Source organism: Leptolyngbya sp. KIOST-1 (assembly GCF_000763385.1).
Lineage (GTDB): Bacteria > Cyanobacteriota > Cyanobacteriia > Phormidesmidales > Phormidesmidaceae > Nodosilinea.
The window spans coordinates 2,473,929-2,492,852 of record NZ_JQFA01000002.1 but is presented as its reverse complement, the minus strand read 5'-3'; the positions used below and the strand labels follow the sequence as shown (position 1 = coordinate 2,492,852).

Below are 18,924 nucleotides of genomic sequence, written 5' to 3'. Positions count from 1 at the left end.
GTGGAGGATCTCGCAAGGCGAATTAGCAGCCTTTCCCCAGAGAAACGGCTGCTGTTAGAGCTACAGTTGCAGCGTAAACGAGGGCTACCAGAACCCATTGCTATTGTGGGTATGGCCTGTCGGTTACCGGCAGCCTCCAACCTCCAGGCCTACTGGCGGCTATTGAGTGAAGGGCAAGACGCCATTCGCGAGGTTCCCGCCGATCGCTGGGACGTCGAGGCTTTCTACGATGCCGACCCCCAGTCTACGGGCAAAACCTACTGTCGCTGGGGCGGGTTTTTAGACGCAGTCGATCAGTTCGACCCGGCGCTGTTTGGCATTGCCCCCCGCGAAGCCCCCTACATCGACCCCCAGCAGCGGCTGTTCTTGGAAAGCGTCTGGGAGGCCCTGGAGGACGCTGGCATCGTGCCCCACACTCTGGGTGGGCAATCTGTGGGGGTGTTTGCCGCCGCCTCAACCCTGGACTACGGCCAGATGCTGTTGCAGGGGCCTGAGGTGGTGGGCACCTATACCGCCACGGGTCTGGCCTCGACCATGGTGGCCAACCGGGTGTCCTACCTGCTCAACCTGCAGGGTCCAAGCCTGACGGTCGATACGGCCTGCTCGTCGTCGCTGGTGGCGGTGCACCTGGCCTGCCAGAGCCTGTGGACTGGAGAGAGCAGCCTGGCCCTGGCCGGAGGTGTCAACCTGATCCTGACCCCCACCGTCACTGTGGGGTTCAGTAAACTGACCGCCCTCTCTCCCGACGGGCGCTGCAAAGCCTTTGATGCGGCCGCCAATGGTTTTGTGCGCTCCGAGGGCGTGGGTACGGTGGTGCTCAAACGCCTGGGTCAAGCCCTGGCCGATGGCGATCGCATCTATGCCCTGATTCGGGGCAGCGCCACCAACCAGGATGGCCGTACCAACGGTCTTACGGCCCCCAACCCCGCCGCGCAGGAGGCGGTGGTCAAGGCCGCCTACGAGCGCGGGGGCATTCCGCTCCAGCAGGTTGACTACATTGAAGCCCACGGCACTGGCACCCTGCTGGGCGACCCGATCGAGGCCAAGGCCCTGGGAAATGTATTTAGCCCCTGCCGCAGCCTCGATCGGCCCATCCGGATGGGCTCAGTGAAGAGCAACATTGGCCACACCGAGGCGGCGGCGGGCATCGCCAGCCTGATCAAGGTGGCTCTGTGCCTGCGGCACCGCACCCTGGTGCCCAGCCTACATTTCCATACCCCCAACCCCTACATTCCCTTTGACCAGATTCCCCTGCGGGTGCAGCAGCAGCGCGAGCCCTGGGCCGAAGCCGAGAACATGGCGATCGCCGGGGTGAGTTCCTTTGGCTTTGGCGGCACCAACGCCCACGTCGCCCTCCAGGCTGCCCCCATTTTCACTACCCACCCAGCTCTAGAACGACCGCTGCACCTGTTTTGCCTGTCGGCGCGATCGCAGCCCGCCCTGGCCGCCTACGCCCAGACCATGGCCACCGCCCTGGCCCAAATGCCCCAGGCCGACCTGGGCGACATTTGCCACACCGCCAACGCTGGCCGCACCGCTTTCGAGCATCGCCTGGCCCTCCTGGCCCCAGACCTCCCTACCCTCGTCACCGCCCTCAATCAATCTTCTTCACCTTCCCAACTCTCCACCTCATCATCCCCTCATCTCTCCCCCGGCGTCGTCTTTCTCTTCACCGGGCAGGGCTCCCAATACGTCGGCATGGGTCGACAGCTCTACGACACCCAGCCCGTATTTAGAGCGACCATCGACCGCTGTGACGAGCTTCTGCAACCCTACCTGGACCTGTCGTTACAGCGTCTTTTGTTTGGAGAAGATGGGGATGGGCTAGATTCACCCGCCGCTCCCCTGCACCAAACGGGCTACACCCAGCCCGCCCTGTTTGCCCTGGAATACGCCCTGGCTCAGCTGTGGATGGCCTGGGGCATTCGTCCGGCGGCGGTGATGGGGCACAGCGTGGGCGAATACGTGGCCGCCTGCGTGGCCGGAGTGTTTAGCCTCGAGGATGGCCTGCGACTGATGGCCCTGCGGGGGCGGCTGATGCAGACCCTGCCCGCCAACGGCGGTATGGTGGCGGTGTTTGCCGATGCCGATACCGTGGCGGCGGCGCTGCCCAGTACCGTCTCCCTGGCTACCCTAAATGGGCCAGACAATACCGTGATCGCTGGTTCCCAAAGCGACCTAGAAACCGTGGTTGACGACCTCCACAGCCAGGGCATTCGCACCAAGCCCCTCCAGGTGTCCCACGCCTTCCACTCGGCACTGATGGATCCTATTCTCAATGTGTTTGAGCAGAGCGCCCAGGGCATCAACTTCCATGCCCCAACGCTGCCGCTGGTGTCTAATCTGACCGGGGAATTTGTTGGCCCCGATCTGCCCCTCGATGCCCGCTACTGGCGACGCCACGCCCGCCAGCCGGTGCGGTTTGCCGATGCGATCGCAACTCTGAACGCAGCAGGCCACACCCTGTTCCTGGAGGTTGGCCCCCATCCGGTGCTCAGTGCCATGGGCAAACGCTGTGTGCCCCACAACTCCCACACCTGGCTGCCGTCGCTGCGCCGTGGCCAGTCCGACTGGCACACCCTGCTCACCAGCCTGGGCCATCTCTACCAGCGGGGGCTCAGTATCGACTGGGCCAGCTTCGATCGCCCCTACCAGCGCCAGTGGCTGAGCCTGCCCACCTATCCCTTCCAGCGGCAGCGCTACTGGATTGACCTGGCTCTGCCTCAGCCCAGCGCGGCATCGGCTGTCGCCAGTGAGCCCGCCCCTGTTCCTAGCACCGCCTACGGCATTGTCTGGCAGCCCCAGGCGATCGCCCCCGCCGCCGCCAGAGCGGGTGAACAGTGGCTAATTTGTGGGGCCAGCGATGCCCTCTGGGATAGCCTGAGTCAGACCTTGCGGCAGCAGGGAATTGAGGCCATTCGGGTGGTAGAAGGCGATCGCTTCCAGACCTTGCAGCCCCACCAATACCAGGTCTCGCTGGCCGAGGATCGTCCCTTTGCGGCGCTGATGGCGACTTTCGACGCTCAGCCGTCCCGACTGCTCGTGTTTGCTCCTGAAACCACCGATGGGGGGCTCAATACGCAGGCCATCACCGAGCCGATTCTGCACTGGGTGCAGGAGCTGGCTCAACAGCCGAGCCCTGGCCAGACCAAACTCTGGCTGATGACCCAGGGCGCTCAATCCGTGGCCGCCGCCGATGCCATCACCCGGCCCCAGCAGGCCGTGCTGTGGGGGCTAGGCCGTACCCTGCGCCTGGAGCATCCCGAATTTTGGGGCGGTCTGGTGGATTTGCCCAACCCGGCGGATGCGTCAGCAGCGGCTCCCTGGCTCGACAACTTGATTGCCCAGATCACGAATTCCCAGGGCGAAGATGAGATTGCCCTGCGCGAAGAGCAGACCTGGGTACCCCGGCTCCAGGCGCTGGATTTTGCCGCTGTGGCTAAGGCTGAAGCCCAGGCCATTCAGGCTGAGGCTACCTATTTAATTACCGGGGGCACTGGCGCTCTGGGCCAGCAGCTGGCCGCCTGGCTGGTCGAGCAAGGGGCCCGGCATTTGGTACTCACCAGTCGTCGGGGCAGCAGCCCCGAGCTGGAGAAATCCCTGGAACCCTTGCGTCAGACCGGAGCGACGGTGTGGGTGGAGGCGGTGGATGGGAGCGATCGCACGGCCCTGGCCACCCTGATCGACCGCATACAGCAGCAGTTGCCGCCGTTGCGCGGCGTCTTTCACGCGGCGGGGGTCCTGGCGGATGGCTTTGTGGCCAACCAGACCGTCGAGCAGTTCCAGCAGGTAATGCCCGCCAAACTGGAGGGGGCCTGGCATCTGCACCAGCTCACCCAGACGCTAAATTTGGACTGGTTCGTACTGTTTTCGTCCATTACGTCGGTGCTGGGTTCCCCTGGTCAGGGCAACTACGGAGCAGCCAACGCGGGTTTGGATGCCCTGGCCCAGTACCGCCGCCAGCAAGGGCTACCGGCTCTGAGCATCAACTGGGGGCCCTGGCAGGGAGCGGGCATGGCCGACCACCAGAGCGCTACTGCCCTTGCCCAGCGGGGCATGCCGCCTCTGAAAGCCTCTGAGGGGTGGCAGTGGCTTGGGCGATTGCTAACTGCTGAAACGCCTGCAACAGTAGCGATCGCCCGCCTGGACTGGCCTCGCCTGTTCCGCTACCTGCCCACCGATCGCCCACCAGCGATCATCTCGGCGTTTGTCACCGAGGAAAAGGCGGTTCTGGTCCCGCAGCGCCAGGAGGTTGACCCTGTTAGCAAGCAGGCGATCGTGCCCTCCCTGGAGCAGATTTTGGCCCAGCCCGAGGGCGATCGCGTCGCCACGGTGGCCACCTATTTGCAAACCCAGGTAGCCACAGTCATGGGGCTGTCGGAGGCTGTCCCTGTGGACGCGCCCCTAATGGATTTGGGCATCGACTCGCTAATGACCATGGAACTGCTGACCCTGTGCAAGCAGGACCTGGATCTGGTGCTCTACCCCCGCGAGGTGCTGGCCCATCCCACGGTGGCAGCCCTGGCGGCATACATTGCTCGGGAGCTGGTGCGGGTGCACCGTCCTGCCGCCAGCGATCGGCATGACGCAGGTTTAGCAGCGACAGAGTTATCAGAAGAGGCGGACACAGCTCTACCCAAGAGCCCCTGGCAGGCCCCGGCTCCGCTGGAGCCACTGCCCGCCCGCCGCAACCCACCGATGGTCTTTTTGCTGTCGGCGCCGCGATCGGGGTCTACCCTGCTGCGGGTGATGCTGGCGGGCCATCCCAATCTGTTCTGCCCGCCGGAACTCCACCTGCTGCCCTTCAACACCCTGGAGGCCCAGGCTACGGCCCTGGGCTACAGCTACCTGCAAGAGGGCCTCCAGCGGGCAGTGATGGAGCTCTTGCAGGTGAGCGCCGACCAGGCCGGGGCTCTGCTGAGCGAATGGCGGCAGCACCACACCACAGTTCCAGCGGTATACGACAAACTTCAGCAAATGGCTGCAGGGCGGCTACTGGTGGATAAATCGCCCACCTATAGCCTCAGTCTGGAGACCCTGGAGCGGGCTGAACAGATGTTTGAGGGGGCCAAATACATCCATCTGGTGCGCCACCCCTACGCCGTGATCGAATCCTTTGTGCACAACCGCATGTACAAAATCTTTGATCTGGAGCCCGATGACCCTTACCAGCTGGCGGAACAGGTGTGGCAGGCCTGCAACCAAAACATTCGCACCTTTGCCAGCGCCCTGGACGGCGATCGCCACCATACCCTGCGCTACGAAGACTTGGTGGTCGATCCAGAACCGACCATGCGCGACCTGTGTGCCTTTCTGGAGCTGCCCTTTGACCCGGCGGTGCTGACCCCCTACGAGGGGCGACGCATGACCGACGGGGTGAGTGCCCAGTCGATGGCCGTGGATGACCCCAATTTTCGGCAGCGCAGCCGCATTGAGGCCCACCTGGCCAAAATTTGGCAGGGTATTCAGCTGCCCCATCGGCTGAGCCCCACCAGCCAGGCCCTGGCGGCCCAGTTTAACTATCCCCTGCCCCAGGAACAGGCGACGACTGCGGCCACTTCGGCTGCGGCCACTTCGGCAACCGTGCTGGTTGAGTCGGCCTCAGAACCCTCCAGCTACGTGCCGCTGGGAGCGATGCGAGAAGAAACAATAGTGCTGCGTGAGCAACCCTACACCCTATGCCAATGGGGGTCGGAGGAGGGCCCCAGGGTACTCTGTCTCCACGGCATTTTGGAGCACGGAGCCGCCTGGGATGGGGTGGCAACGGCCCTGGCGGACCAGGGCTACCACGTTATTGCCCCCGACCTGCGGGGCCACGGCCGCTCGGCCCACGCAGGTGCCAATGGCGGCTATCAACTGCTCGATTTTCTGGGCGACCTCGACTGCCTGACCGCCACGCTGGACTCCCCCGTTGTGCTGGTGGGGCACTCCATGGGGGCGGTGCTGGGGGCAGTTTTGACCAGTCTGCGGCCGGAGCGGGTGCAGCAATTGGTGTTGGTGGAGCCGGTAGTGCCCGCCACTGGGCCATCCCTCGAACCCGCCACCCAGCTGGTGGCCCATCTCGATGCCCTGGCCCATGCTCCGCAACCGACTGTGATGGCGTCGGTAGCAGTGGCAACCCAAAGGCTGCTGGCCCTCAAGCCCTATCTGAGTCAGCCTGTGGCCGAGGCGATGGCCCAGCGCCTGACCCAGACGGTGGAAGGGGGCGTGATCTGGCGCAGCGATCCGCGCTTGCAGACGCGCACGACCCTGAGCCTGAGCGGTGGTCTGCTTGACCGCCAGGGCTACGGCCAAATTTTGCGGGGCATTCAGCGGACTACTACGGTAATATTTGGCCAGAATAGCCAGTTTAACCGCCCTGAAGACCTGGCTTTTTTGCGAGAAAACCTGCCCCAGGCCAATCAGGTATCTCTAGCCGGGGGGCATGACCTGCCCCTGGAAACCCCGGGCGGGTTAGCCCAAATCATTCACGCCGCCCTTGCCCCTGCGGGTTAGGCGTCGGTCCCCATCGGAGCCTCGTCAATGCCCCTAGTTCACCAGCTGTCCGTACTTTGGGAGATTCCTCTGGGGCTACTGTCCTACGGTTTCTCACGGGTAGTCAAGGCAACCCTGACGCTGATCAGCCGCTACTACAACCCCACCGATACCAAGGTTGAGGCTGACTGGCAAATCGTGTCGGCGGACTTTTTGAAGTCGCCCGTCAAGCTGCTGTGGACTATGAGCCGGGCTCGCTGGAACCTGCATGCGCTGATCGCGATCGCAGGCCCCTTCACCGTGCAGTCCACCATTACGCTGGATGTGCGATCGCTCTGGCAGTCGGCCCCCACCTGGACCGCCGTGGTCTACACCCTCAAGGGCTACAAAACCCTGACCAGCATTAGCTCCCTCACGGTGTCGCCCGATCAAGATACCGCGACCATTGAGCTGCCGCCTGGTCGCTACCTGGTGGGGTTACGCCACTACGACTGGCGCGATCCGGTGCAGCTGCCCGCCATTGTTGTAGACGGTGCCCCCGCCCTGGCCTCGGAGTCGCGATCGGCCCCGCCCGACTTCAACCAGTTCTATCGCGGGCTGGCCGCCCGCCGGGGTCTGCTGTTCAGTGCGCTAAATTTCTACGTCTATCCGCTACTGCGCTGGATGCAGTGGCTGCCGCGATCCTTTGTCAAACCGACCTTTTTGCCGGTTCCCAACCCCGAGACTCACTTTTTCTACGGTGCCCTAGACCGGGGCGAGCAGCTTACCCTGGACCTGCCCGCCCACCTGCTCGACACCCATCGCCTCTATTTCAGCCTCTACAGCCGCGACTGCTTTCCCTACGACTGGTATCCCATCACCCAAGACCACCACACTACGGACCCCATGACCGAACAGGGGGTCTATATTCTCCGGGTACATCCGAAAACCCCAGAGATGCTGGGCGTGGTGGCTCCCTTAGTCAAATTTCTGCGCTCCAGAGCCCAGCCCTGAGGTCGGATTGCCCTCAACCTGGTCACCTGCAAATTTTGCACGTCATGGCCCATGACCTACAGCCATTCGCGCCCATCGGATCGGTAATGGCCTAACGGTTCTAGCAATGGCATAACCGGGGCACAACGTCACCTGGAGTTAGCCAGCGGATATCCCTCCCTGGCGGTAGGGGATGCCCCGGTCGGAGAGGCGATCTTGAGGGGGCCTGGCTTGGTATTCTAGAAGAGCGGAGACCATTGCTAGTTCGGGCAGCCGGGCTGCTTGGCCTCAGTATTTGTGTTTTGAGCGTCTGTATTTTTAACGGTTGACTCCCCTGGCCATGGCCCCACCTGAGCGCAAGTCGATTTTGCTGTCCTTTGAAAAGCCCCTGGTTGAGCTGGAAGCTCGAATTGATCAAATTCGAGACCTGGCCGAAGAAAATGATGTGGACGTCTCGGCACAGCTGCGCCAGCTGGAGGCCCGCGCTAGCCACCTGCGCCAGGAAATCTTCTCCAACCTGACGCCGGCTCAGCGGCTGCAGGTAGCCCGCCATCCCCGCCGCCCCAGCACCCTCGACTATGTTCAAGCCATTGCCGACGAGTGGATTGAGCTGCACGGCGATCGCAGCTCCGGCAAAGACGACCCGGCCCTGGTCGGCGGCGTTGCCCGCCTGGAAGGTCGCCCTGTGGTGATTTTAGGCCATCAAAAGGGGCGCGACACCAAGGACAATGTGGCCCGCAATTTCGGTATGGCCTCGCCAGGGGGCTACCGCAAAGCGATGCGGCTGATGCGCCACGCCGATCGTTTTTCAATGCCAATCATTACGTTTATTGATACCCCAGGCGCTTACCCCGGCTACGAAGCCGAGGAAATGGGCCAGGGGGAAGCGATCGCCTATAACCTGCGGGAAATGTTTGGTCTCACGGTACCCATCGTCTGCACCATCATTGGTGAGGGGGGCTCCGGCGGGGCGCTGGGCATCGGGGTGGGCGATCGCCTGATGATGTTTGAGCACTCGGTGTACACCGTAGCCAGCCCCGAAGCCTGTGCCGCCATTTTGTGGAAAGATGCGGCCCGCTCCGGGGAAGCTGCCGAAGCCCTCAAGATTACCTCCTGGGACCTGAAGCAGCTGGGGCTGTTAGATGTGCTGCTGCCTGAGCCCGTTGGAGGTGCCCACGCCCATCCCATTGAGGCGGCGGACAGCCTGAAACAGGCGCTAGTGCAGCAGCTAAACGAGCTCTCTCAGCTCACCCCGACCGCACTACAGCAGCTGCGTTACCAAAAATACCGTCAGATTGGTGTTTTTGCCGAAGCTGCTTAGGGCATAGTGAAGAAGCCAGCCCAGGTCTAAGCCTTTTTTAGCCCCCTATCCAGGAAGGAGTTGAGTCGTGCGTAGTTGTCAGCTTTAGGCCAGCGCCAGGGTCGATGTAAACCCCCGGTGCTTGTCAATGCCGATGACGTTAATAAACCGTTTACATTTGTTAACATGGTGAATGGGTCTGGTTTGGGCTGATGGCTGAGCTGCCTCCTGTGCCTTGGAATTGTCCGGGGTTCTGCAAATCACGTTTTTGTCAATTGGTACTTTCTATTGCAGACGTCTACATTTTCTGACCTGCCGCGTCGTGCCCTGGTAACAGGGGCCAGCCGTGGTATCGGAAAAGCGATCGCCCAGGCCCTGGCCCAGGCGGGATATGATCTGGCTTTGCTGGGCCGTTCCCTGGAGTCGCTCCAGTCCGTGCAGGCGGACCTGGCCGCCTTTGAAGTGACCACGAAGGCCTACGCCATCGACCTGGCCCAGGTAGAGCAGGTGCAGGAACGGATGGTCGAGGTGCTGGCGGATTTTGGTCCCCTCAGCGTTGTGGTTAACAATGCTGGGATGGGCTATACGGGTGCGATCGCCACTATGCCGCTGACCGACTGGCAGCGGGTAATGGATCTCAACTTGACCAGCGTTTTTCAGTGTATTCAGGCTGTTTTGCCTACCCTGCGGGCCGGGGGCGGCGGCACCATTGTCAATATTGCCTCCGTTGCCGCCAAATCCGCCTTTCCCGACTGGGGAGCCTATACCGTCAGCAAGGCGGCCCTGGTAGCTCTATCGCGGGTGCTGGCCGTAGAGGAGCGGGGCCACGGCATTCGGGTCGTGACGGTGTCTCCGGGCGCGGTGAACACCTCTATCTGGGATACCGACACGGTACAGGCCGACTTCGACCGATCGGCCATGCTCAGCCCCGATGTGGTGGCTCAAACCGTTCTGCACACCATTCTCATGCCTCCTGCGGCGGTGATCGAAGATCTCACCCTGATGCCCGCTGGCGGTGCCCTCTAGTAAGTTTTTACCCTGTAGCAACCCGGCCTACTCAGCGAGTGGCCTCAATTCTGTTGAACCTTTGGAGTGTTTAAAACCCCTATGACTATCGCATCCTCGAACAGCCTGAACGACAAAGCTACCGTCAATGGTATTCCTAAAATCGCCCAGCCCGAAATTCGTCCCGATCGCACCCGCAGCTACCGCAGCGATGCCGATCAGTACCCCATTCCCGAGACCAGCCACGAAGACATGACCGACGCCGTGCGCACCATGCTGCTGTCGGTGGGCGAAGATCCTGAGCGGGAAGGGCTGCTCAAAACGCCCAAGCGCGTGGCAGAGGCAATGCGGTTTCTCACCAGTGGCTACCAGCAGTCCCTGGAAGAGCTTGTCAACGGGGCCATCTTTGACGAGGGCCACAATGAGATGGTGCTGGTGCGGGATATTAACCTGTTTAGCCTCTGTGAGCATCACATGCTGCCGTTTATGGGGCGGGCCCACGTTGCCTACATTCCCAACCAGCGAGTTGTGGGGCTGAGCAAACTGGCGCGCATCGTCGAGATGTATTCCCGCCGTCTCCAGGTGCAGGAACGACTCAATCGCCAGATTGCCGAAGCGGTGCAGGAAATTCTTGACCCCAAAGGGGTGGCTGTGGTGGTGGAAGCCAGCCACATGTGCATGGTCATGCGCGGTGTGCAAAAGCCCGGTTCCTGGACGGTGACTAGCGCCATGCTGGGGGTATTTCAGGAGGATTCTAAAACTCGAGAAGAGTTTCTCAGCCTGATTCGCCACCAGCCGTCGTTCTTCTAGTTCTTCTAAGGGCCTATCTCAAAACCACCAACTCGCGTTTGATGGATGGCCAAGCGCCTTAATGTGCCGTAGGGTGGGCACTGCCCACCAGCACAGAACCCCAACCTAGAATCAAAGTGTTTGGATGGGCTCAACCTCAAAATCTGCTGATAAAACCCCGGTTTCTCTTTCCCAGTTCCGACGGCATGACCTGTCCGTTGGCTGAGAGACCGGGGTTTTGTACTGGCAAGTCAGGTTCGCCCGGTCAAATAGCCCCAGGCATAGGCGGCATCGGCCATGCTTTGCATCACGGTGAACTCGTTGATGCTGGGCACAAAGTAAATATCTAAGTAGGTCTCAACGGAGGGCCACTGGCGGGCCGGAGGCACGGTCACTGACTCCAGCACTCCAAAGTGCCATTCATCGCCGTAGAACCCTGTGTCGATGGGACCATAAAGAGTAATGCCCGGCAGCAAGTCTCCAGTGATGCGCTGATCGACAATCAGCGGGTGCTGGGGCGATTTGTGGCCCAGACCGGTGGTATAGGTCATGTTGTCGGGGTTGGCCCCGGCGGAGAACTGGCAGGCCAGGAGGGCCGCATTGAGATAGCGGTCTTGACCCGTCAGCGCGTGGGCCCGCAGCAGGGTGCGCGCCTTCGGTGCCCCTAGGCCGTTGCCCCAGCCCACCGGGGCGTAGGGGTGGGACTTGGCCCAGCCAAAGGCAGTGGTTTGGCCAGTTGCCATAGCGGCATCGGCTTCGGCCAGAAGCTCGGCTTGCAAATCTGTTTGCAGATCGGCATCAACCTGGTCGGCGGGCATGGAACCATAGAGAAAATCGATTTCCTGCCGGGGAGGGGCGACCAGGTGGTTGTCACGGGCATCGGCGGGGATGGCTGAGTGGGCGGCGAGGAAGCGATCGTGCCAGGCGCGATCGCCGCTCAGGCGATAGATCTCCAGGGCGGCCAGGGCGCGATCGGCCTCAATCCGATCGCCCACCCAGTCCAGGGCCTCAATGCCCTGGCAATGGCGGTCTTCGGCCCAGGTCCAGGCCGCCAGGGCGCTGTCGCGGTAGCCCTGGACCTGGTCGGGGGCGTAGGTGCCGAGTAGTCGGGCGGTGCGGGCGGCGACCCCAGCGTAGATGTAGCTGCTCCAGGGGTCGGGGGCATAGGCCATAATCGACAGCGACTCCTGCCAGCTGGTCTCGCCGCGCCTGGGATGCTCCTCCGACTCAATGCCGCCGCGAATTCCACCTTCAGGGGTTTGCAGACGGCGGAAGAAGTCAACGCCCCATAGCGCTTCGTCGAGCAGATCGGGGAGGTCGTTATCGGACTCTGGAATGTTGAGGGCCAGTTCCATCGGCTGGGGGAACAGTTCGATCAGCTCGAGTAACCAGCGGGCTACCTCCAGGTGCTGAATGCGGCGGTCCCAGTCGCCCGCATCGAAGTAACCGCCCCAGGCATTGTCGACCGGAATCGTCGTTTTGCCTTTGACCAGGTTGGCAAAGTTGCCTTCATCGGTGCCCTGGGCGTTGAGGCCGTTGCCCGTGTCCATCAGCCCTGTGTTCGAATGGTAGACGGTGACCCCATCGTCGGGATGGAAGGGGCGGGGACGTACCACATCGGTGTAGGGGGGACCCAGGGCAATGCCGCTGCGCTGGTGATAAAACCCCCGAGCGGCCAGGTAAAAAGCCTGCTGCCAGGCATCCTCGGCGACGGCAAAGGGGTGGGAGCAGCCCACAGTGTCGACGCAGAGGCGATAGCGACCGGGCCGGTCGAGGGTGCTAAAGTCGAGTTCGTCAACGTCGGCGAGGGTATAGGTGCGATCGCGGGGGTCTTCGATGTCGCCGCTGTGGTGGCGGCGTTGGGCCTGCCCGGTGAATACGGCCTGATCGGTGGCTTCGTCGATCACCCGAAACGGTAGGCCCTCCGGGTAACTCAGTCCGCCCCCTGTTCCCATCCAGGTCGATAAAAAGCCAACTTTGAGCGAATCGTCGGGGCGAAAACCCACCGCTGAGACATGGACGGCCTCACTCAGCTGGTGTTCGGGCTGGTAGGTTAGCCTCAACGGGGGCAAATTTTGTCCGACCGACTGAATTTGATAGGTTTGTCCCGGCGACAGGGGAGCTGGCAGGCGCAAGTAAAAGCGATGCTCCATCGCCCAGCGCAAATTGCCACGGCGGTCTATGCGGGCCAGATCCACGGGTTTACTCTTGCGGTACACCTCCACGGGGGGAGTAGACTGCCGATAACCAGGGGCGTTCCCGGACTGTATGCGGTAGCTGCGGGGTTGGCTGGCGCGATTGGCGTTAAACGGGGTGTCAATAAATCGATCGAATCCGTAAAGGATGTCTTGGCTGGGACTAACCAGCGTTCCCAGGGCTTCCCCCTGCCGAATGAGCCAGGTGTTAAAGCCTTCGGTTTCCAGTCGGTCTTGGGGCTGAGGCTGGTAAGGAACCTGGCGGGCGTGGATTACTTCTCCCTGGTGCACGGTAATCTCTACCACCTCAGGACTGACCACGGCTATGCTCACCTCGGGTTGATCGGCGCTGGCGTTGGGCAGACGCCCCAATGTGCCTGTGCCACAGGCTACCGCAAAAGCCAGTAGACCCAGCCACAGCGCTACCCGACGCGGCCAGCGATTGATTGCGAACCCCATGCTTTAAATCCTCTTCTCGGCCATTTCCCTGACGCGGTTGGGCTTGCCCCAGCTTGAACCCGGGGGTTGGCCCAACGCTCTCGGGCGATCGTAGCCACTCCTGAACAAGGGTGTGGGGAGGCTTTAGAAGAGCTAACCAAAGTTTTACGGCAGCTAAACAATTGGGGCTTTGCTTCATGAAAAGTGAGCTAATATCTAAGCCGATTCAGCCCCTCAAGAGCCGCTTGAAGCGACATTTTGAAGCTTGAGAGCCAATTTTTAGGCTCAAATGGGACATGTTGGGGAGCTGGAGTTGATGTAGTCAATGGCCCGCGATCGCCATCGGAGCGGGCCCAACTTCGGACCAAGCGCCGAGCTAACTTCTGTGGTACGGGGGAGATCGACCCAATTGCGGCTAAGGCAGTTTTTTTCGGGAGTGGTCAGTATAGCCGGGGTGTGTCTGTTGGGCAGCCTGCCGGCAAAAGCCAGCGCGCGGCTCCAGGCCTGGCAGTTTGACCCCGGCCAGAACCGCCTTGTCTTCACCACCGAGAGCAGCGTAGAGCCACAGGTCAGCCTGTGGCCTAGCCATCAGCTGGTCATTGATCTGCCCGGTATCGTGTCAAATGATGCCCTGGGCGATCAGTTCATTGGCGGTACGGTGCAGGCGGTACGGGTGATTCAGGCCGACGCCCACACCACCCGCCTGGTGCTGGATCTCAGCCCCGATTACAACCTGGACCCCAAGCAGGTCAAAGTGTGGGGTATGACCGCCCAACAGTGGGTTGTCCAGCTGCCGGGTAGCCTTGGCGCGATCGCCGGTGGAGACTTTCCCAACAGTCCATTGACCATTCCCGATCTCTCGAAGGCGGCGACCCTGCGCCCCTTAACAACCGTAGGGGCCGAGCCGCTGCCGCCCTTGATCAGCCGCAATCAGGTCAACCCGGCAGCGGTCAGGGCCACGGCCACGGTGCTGCGAGGGGTTCAGGCGACCGCCGAGGGGTTTTTCATCCCCACGGCTGGAGCGGCCCCCCAGGTGCAGGTCTACCGCACCCGCGATGCCAACCAGGCGCGACAAATTGTGATCGATCTGCTGGATGCGGCGATCGCCCAGGGGCTGTCCGCCGAGGCCCTGCCCCAGGGGCGCTACGGGGTTCACCGCTGGAGCCTGACTCAGTTTGCCACCGCGCCCCCCGCCGTGCGCGTTACCCTGACCCTGGACGGGTATAGCCCCGACTGGCAGATTACGCCCCTGGCCAATGGCGGCATTTGGCTGACCCCCATCGGCGTTGCCCCCAGCCAGATTGCCGCACCGCCCACAACGGTAGTGCTGCCGGTGATCAACTCAGCGGCAGCACCAGCGCCCGTGCACCACGCCGTAGCACCTCCGGCGGTGGCGAGTCCAGCCCCTCAGCCGGTAGTCACAGCCCAGCGGCCCAACCGGGGCCAAGTGCTGGTCATGCTCGACCCCGGCCACGGTGGGGCCGACCCTGGGGCCGTTGGCATTGGCGGTCTGCAGGAAAAAGGCGTGGTGCTGGCGGTGGCCCAGCATACGGCGGCGGCGCTTCAGGCTCAGGGCATCGCGGTACAGATGACGCGCCAGAGCGATCAAACGGTGGATTTGCAGCCCCGGGCCACTATGGCTGAGGCCGCCCGAGCGACGGTCTTTGTCAGCATTCACGCCAACGCGATCAGCATGCAGCGCTCGGAGGTCAACGGTTTGGAGACCTACTACTACTCGGAGGCGGGGCGGGTGCTGGCCACCGCCCTACAAAATCAGGTCTTGAGTACCCTGGCCATGAACGATCGCGGCGTGCGCCAGGCCCGGTTTTTAGTGCTGCGGCGGACCTCTATGCCCTCAGCCCTGATCGAAATTGGCTTTGTCACCGGGGCCATCGATGCACCCAAGCTGCGCGACCCCCGCTGGCAGGCCCAGATGGGCCAGGCGATCGCCCAGGGGATTGTCAACTACCTAAACGGTCGCCCCTAGGGCTCTGTCAAACCTAAGTTTGTAGGTTAGGTGGTGCGTTAGCAGAACCCAACAAGGCTAACTAGGGGCTGTAACCCTTACTTTTTGAGCGGTTAGCAGCCCATTGATGACAGCCCCTAGGATTTCTGGCGCGGTTTGGCGGGAAAGTGCAGCACCAGAATGTTGGTATCCCAGTTGGCGCGAACGATGGCTTCGGGCTCGCGACCCAGGGCAGACTGGCCAACAATGTGGGTGCTGGCGATGAGAACCAGCAGGGTGTTGGGCTGAACTGCCTCGGTGACGCGCTTGACCGTGTTGCCATGCACCAACTGTGCTGAGATGTCCTTCTCCTGGAGTAGGGCCGTGAGCTTGCGATCGCGGGCCGAGCTAACGGCCACTTGCACGACATGCAGGGGAGCCTTGAGCTCTTCGGCCAGGGACTGGGTGATCGGTAGGGTCTTTTTGATCTGGCCCAGGCTCGCCTGCCGACCGGTAATCGCCAGCACCACCTTTTCGGTATTCTCGATCGGCTGTGGAAAGCGGCTGATCAACACTGGAATGGTGGCCGATCGCACGATGGTATCGATAACGCTGCCAAAGAAATTTTCCTGATAGGTCGAAAAGCCCTTCCACCCGCAGATCAGCAGGTCAGCATTGCGCTCTTGAATGGTGCGCAAAATGCCCAAAGCAATGGAGTCGTCAATGCGGCCAATGGTTTCGACCGGAATTGCGGCGGCATGGGCAATGGTTTCGGCGGTATCGAGCAGCCGTTCCTGGCGGTTTTTGTCGGCCTCTGCAATGGGCTGGTTGCGGTCGGGCAGCACATGCAGGGGCAGCAGCGTCCCCCCAACCCGCTTGGTCAGAATAATCGCCAGCTGCAGCAGATTGTCCTCGGTGCTAGGGTTTGCCACTGGAATCAAAACGCGCTTGCCCAACAGCAGCACGGCTGGGGCCTGCTGGTCACTGGCCGGGGCCGGGGCCGCCTCAACGGACTGAGTCTGAAGCTGACCACCCCAGCGGGCCACCACCCACGGCGACAACACGCAGCTGACCAGAATCATCAGAATGATGGCATTGACCACCACCTCGTCTACCAGGCCAATGTCAAAGGCAATGGTGATGGCGGCCAGGGTAGAGGCCGCCTGGGCCATGGATAGGCCAAACATCACCATGGTGCTGGGAAACGGCCACTTGAACCAGCGGGCAGATCCCCAGGCGGCCAGAAACTTACTGAGGAGCTCAGCCAGCACGATGATGGCGACTAAGACCAGCGACTGGGGCTCGCGGAGCAAAATCAGCGGATCTACCAGCATGCCCACCGAAATCAGAAAGATGGGCACAAACAGGGTATTACCAATAAACTGGACCCGGTTCATCAGCGGGCTGAGGCGAGGGATGATCTGAGTGATGGCCACCCCCGCCAAAAAAGCCCCTACAATCGGTTCGATTTCGATCAGGCTGGCCAGGTAGGAGGCGACAAAGAGGGCCGCCAGCACAAACGTAAACTCAGCCCCCTCATCGTGGCCAAATTTTTTAAAAAACCAGCGGCCCAGCCTGGGCACCCCCCACAGCACCGCAAAGGTATAGATCGTCAGGGCCGGAATTAAAAACAGCCAAAAGCCCAGGGTTAGATCGCCCTGGTCGGCCTTGACCACCACCGCCAGCACCAGCAGCGCCAGTACGTTGGTGATTAGCGTGGCTCCCAGAGTAGCGGTGGAGGAGGGGTGTCGCATGATGCCCAGTTTGTTGAGCACCGGCAGCGCCACCAGGGTGTGAGAGGCCAAGCAGGATGCCACCAGCACCGCCGCCCAAAAACCGTAGCCCAAAGCCACCATCACCCCGGTGCCGATCACCATGGGCACAACGAAGGTAGCCAGACCAAAAATAATGGGTTTGTCGGCGTTGCGCTTGAGGTCATCGAGGCTGGTTTCAAGTCCGCCCAAGAACATCAGGAACAATAGCCCGATGGTGCCCAGCAAGACAATGGTGCTATCGCGCTCTAAAATGCCCAGGCCGTAAGGGCCAACTAAAACCCCGGCCAAAATCAGGCCAATAATGCCCGGTAGCCGCAGCCGTTCAACTAATAGGGGGGCCACCAGCATGATCGCCAAAATGGTCAGAAAGATAGCGACCGGATCGGTAATCGGCTCCTGCAAAATTTGCCCCAGGGGCAGGGGAACGACCTTAGCAAGGGTTCCTGACGCGGCGATCGCCGCAAAAAAATCCAACCCGAAATGCGTCATAACCTGCTTGGTAGGGAGCTGCTTTGAAATACCCAATCTATATCACCATCCAGAGGCTAGGCCGCCAACCTGCCTGGGGAAATAGATGATAGTCGATGGTGTTGACCTTACCTTATCTGCTAACCACGGGCTGGGGAGTAACTCCAGTATCGCCGTAGAACTCCCCACTGGATTCAGCAGAGAGTTCTGCTAACAGAGCCAGCAGTTCCCGCTCAAAGGCGACCTGGGCCCGGTTGGTTCGGCCACCGATATAGACGGTCTCCCCCTGCTCCAGAGCCCACACCTGGGAGTGGGAGACATAGCTCATGATCACCCCCAACATCAGCAGGCCAAAGCCGCCATAAACGAGGGGAATGCCGGGGTCGGCCTTGATCTGAAGACCGGTACTGCCGACAACATCCACCAGTGTTAGCGTCACCCCGTTAATTTCCGCAGCCATACCCTGGCGCACAGTGGAGATCAGCTGTCCGGCATTGTCATAGATCAGGACCGATCCCTGCAGGTCGCTGGCTAGCAGCGTAACCCCTGCGCTCAGGTCGGGTTTGGTGGGTAGCCAGGTGCCCCAAAACCTGGGGCCGTCATTGTCCAGCAGCTGCATGGGCAGTTGCAGAATGGGGCTGTTGTTGAGCTTTACCCGCACCGCCGCAATGCCCCAGTCAGCCTGGTAGAGGGTCACTCCCCGGTGCCGCAGCGGCTCGTTGACGTAAATGGTTTTGCGATCGATCTCGGTCCCCGCCAGGTCCAGCACGGACAGATCGGAGTAGAACTGGTCAATGGTGCCTTCGGGGGTGTAGTCGATCCAGAATCGGTTGACTCGCACCGCCCAGTCCTTGGGAATTTGAGCCGCCGCCCAGGGGCCAGCATCGAAGACATTGCGAATCTGAAAGGTCTCGCCACTGGGCACGATTTCCTGGGCAAAGAAGCCGGTCATGGCTCCCCAGATCGACCCCAGCAGAATGAGAATCATGCTGGCGTGGACCACAATCGGGCCAATGCGCCCCACGATTCCCTTGCGCCCGTAAAGCTGGGGGCCATCCTGAAACACCCGATAGCGCCGCTGGGTCAGCCGCATTGAGAGGGTAGCCAGGTCGGTGGCGGAAAGCTCAGCGCTGAGGGCTAGCTTTTGGAACTGGCGCGGTTGGGTGTAGTACTTCCACCGTTGGGCTGCCCCCAGCGCCGGAAACTGCCGGGTAAAGGTGCAGGCCACCAGGCTGGCCCCAAAGACGATCAGCAAGGCCAAAAACCACCAGGTGCGATAGACGTGATCCAGTCCGGCGGTCAAAATCACTTTCCAGCTCAAAAAGCCAAACAGGGCCGGATCGGTGGGGTAGTTAGCCTGGTAGAACTCGAGGGTTTGCCCCTGCTCAATCACGGTGCCGCTGACGCTGAATGCGGCGATCGCAAGCAACAGGAGAATCGCCAACCGTAAATCGGCCAACAGCGGCAGCAGGTCTTGGCGAAAGTAGTCGCGCAACCCGTTCCAGAGGGAATCGTTTGGAGTGTCAGATCGAGTCATAGTATCCCTCGTATCCCAAAACAGGT

The 18,924-nt window shown here is 61.6% G+C and carries 9 protein-coding genes; 6 read left to right on the top strand and 3 right to left on the bottom strand.

The window, feature by feature from the left end; genetic code table 11:
* From NF78_RS11065 to folE, 5 genes are all read left to right on the top strand, one after another.
* Positions 1–6,495 (top strand): type I polyketide synthase, encoded by a 6,495-nt coding sequence (locus NF78_RS11065; RefSeq protein WP_156119730.1) that lies wholly within the window; start codon positions 1–3, stop codon positions 6,493–6,495.
* A gap of 27 nt (positions 6,496–6,522) precedes the next feature.
* Positions 6,523–7,467: a DUF6208 family protein gene (locus NF78_RS11060; protein WP_035986306.1), complete on the top strand. Its 945-nt coding sequence runs from the start codon at positions 6,523–6,525 to the stop codon at positions 7,465–7,467.
* Positions 7,468–7,786: 319 nt separating this feature from the next.
* Entirely contained in the window at positions 7,787–8,767 is a 981-nt protein-coding gene (gene accA / locus NF78_RS11055; RefSeq protein ID WP_035989416.1) for an acetyl-CoA carboxylase carboxyl transferase subunit alpha, read from the top strand.
* A gap of 267 nt (positions 8,768–9,034) precedes the next feature.
* Positions 9,035–9,772, top strand: a complete 738-nt coding sequence (locus NF78_RS11050; protein WP_035986304.1) for an SDR family oxidoreductase — start codon at positions 9,035–9,037, stop codon at positions 9,770–9,772.
* Between the two features lie 81 nt (positions 9,773–9,853).
* On the top strand, positions 9,854–10,561 hold the full coding sequence (gene folE / locus NF78_RS11045; RefSeq protein WP_035986301.1) for a GTP cyclohydrolase I FolE: 708 nt from the start codon (positions 9,854–9,856) through the stop codon (positions 10,559–10,561).
* A gap of 230 nt (positions 10,562–10,791) precedes the next feature.
* Here the strand turns inward: folE and NF78_RS11040 are convergent, their stop codons facing one another.
* Positions 10,792–13,194, bottom strand: a complete 2,403-nt coding sequence (locus NF78_RS11040; RefSeq protein WP_052050148.1) for a glycoside hydrolase family 9 protein — start codon at positions 13,192–13,194, stop codon at positions 10,792–10,794.
* A 415-nt stretch (positions 13,195–13,609) separates the two neighbouring features.
* Here NF78_RS11040 and NF78_RS11035 point away from each other — a divergent pair, with 415 nt between their 5' ends.
* Positions 13,610–15,160, top strand: a complete 1,551-nt coding sequence (locus tag NF78_RS11035) for an N-acetylmuramoyl-L-alanine amidase (protein ID WP_035986299.1) — start codon at positions 13,610–13,612, stop codon at positions 15,158–15,160.
* 116 nt (positions 15,161–15,276) lie between these two features.
* Here the strand turns inward: NF78_RS11035 and NF78_RS11030 are convergent, their stop codons facing one another.
* Both NF78_RS11030 and NF78_RS11025 read right to left on the bottom strand, forming a co-directional pair.
* On the bottom strand, positions 15,277–17,382 hold the full coding sequence (locus tag NF78_RS11030) for a cation:proton antiporter (RefSeq protein ID WP_035986296.1): 2,106 nt from the start codon (positions 17,380–17,382) through the stop codon (positions 15,277–15,279).
* A gap of 112 nt (positions 17,383–17,494) precedes the next feature.
* The gene (locus NF78_RS11025; RefSeq protein ID WP_052050142.1) at positions 17,495–18,898 is read right to left on the bottom strand and encodes a cytochrome c biogenesis protein; all 1,404 of its coding nucleotides are present in this window, start codon (positions 18,896–18,898) and stop codon (positions 17,495–17,497) included.
* Positions 18,899–18,924 lie beyond the last annotated feature (26 nt).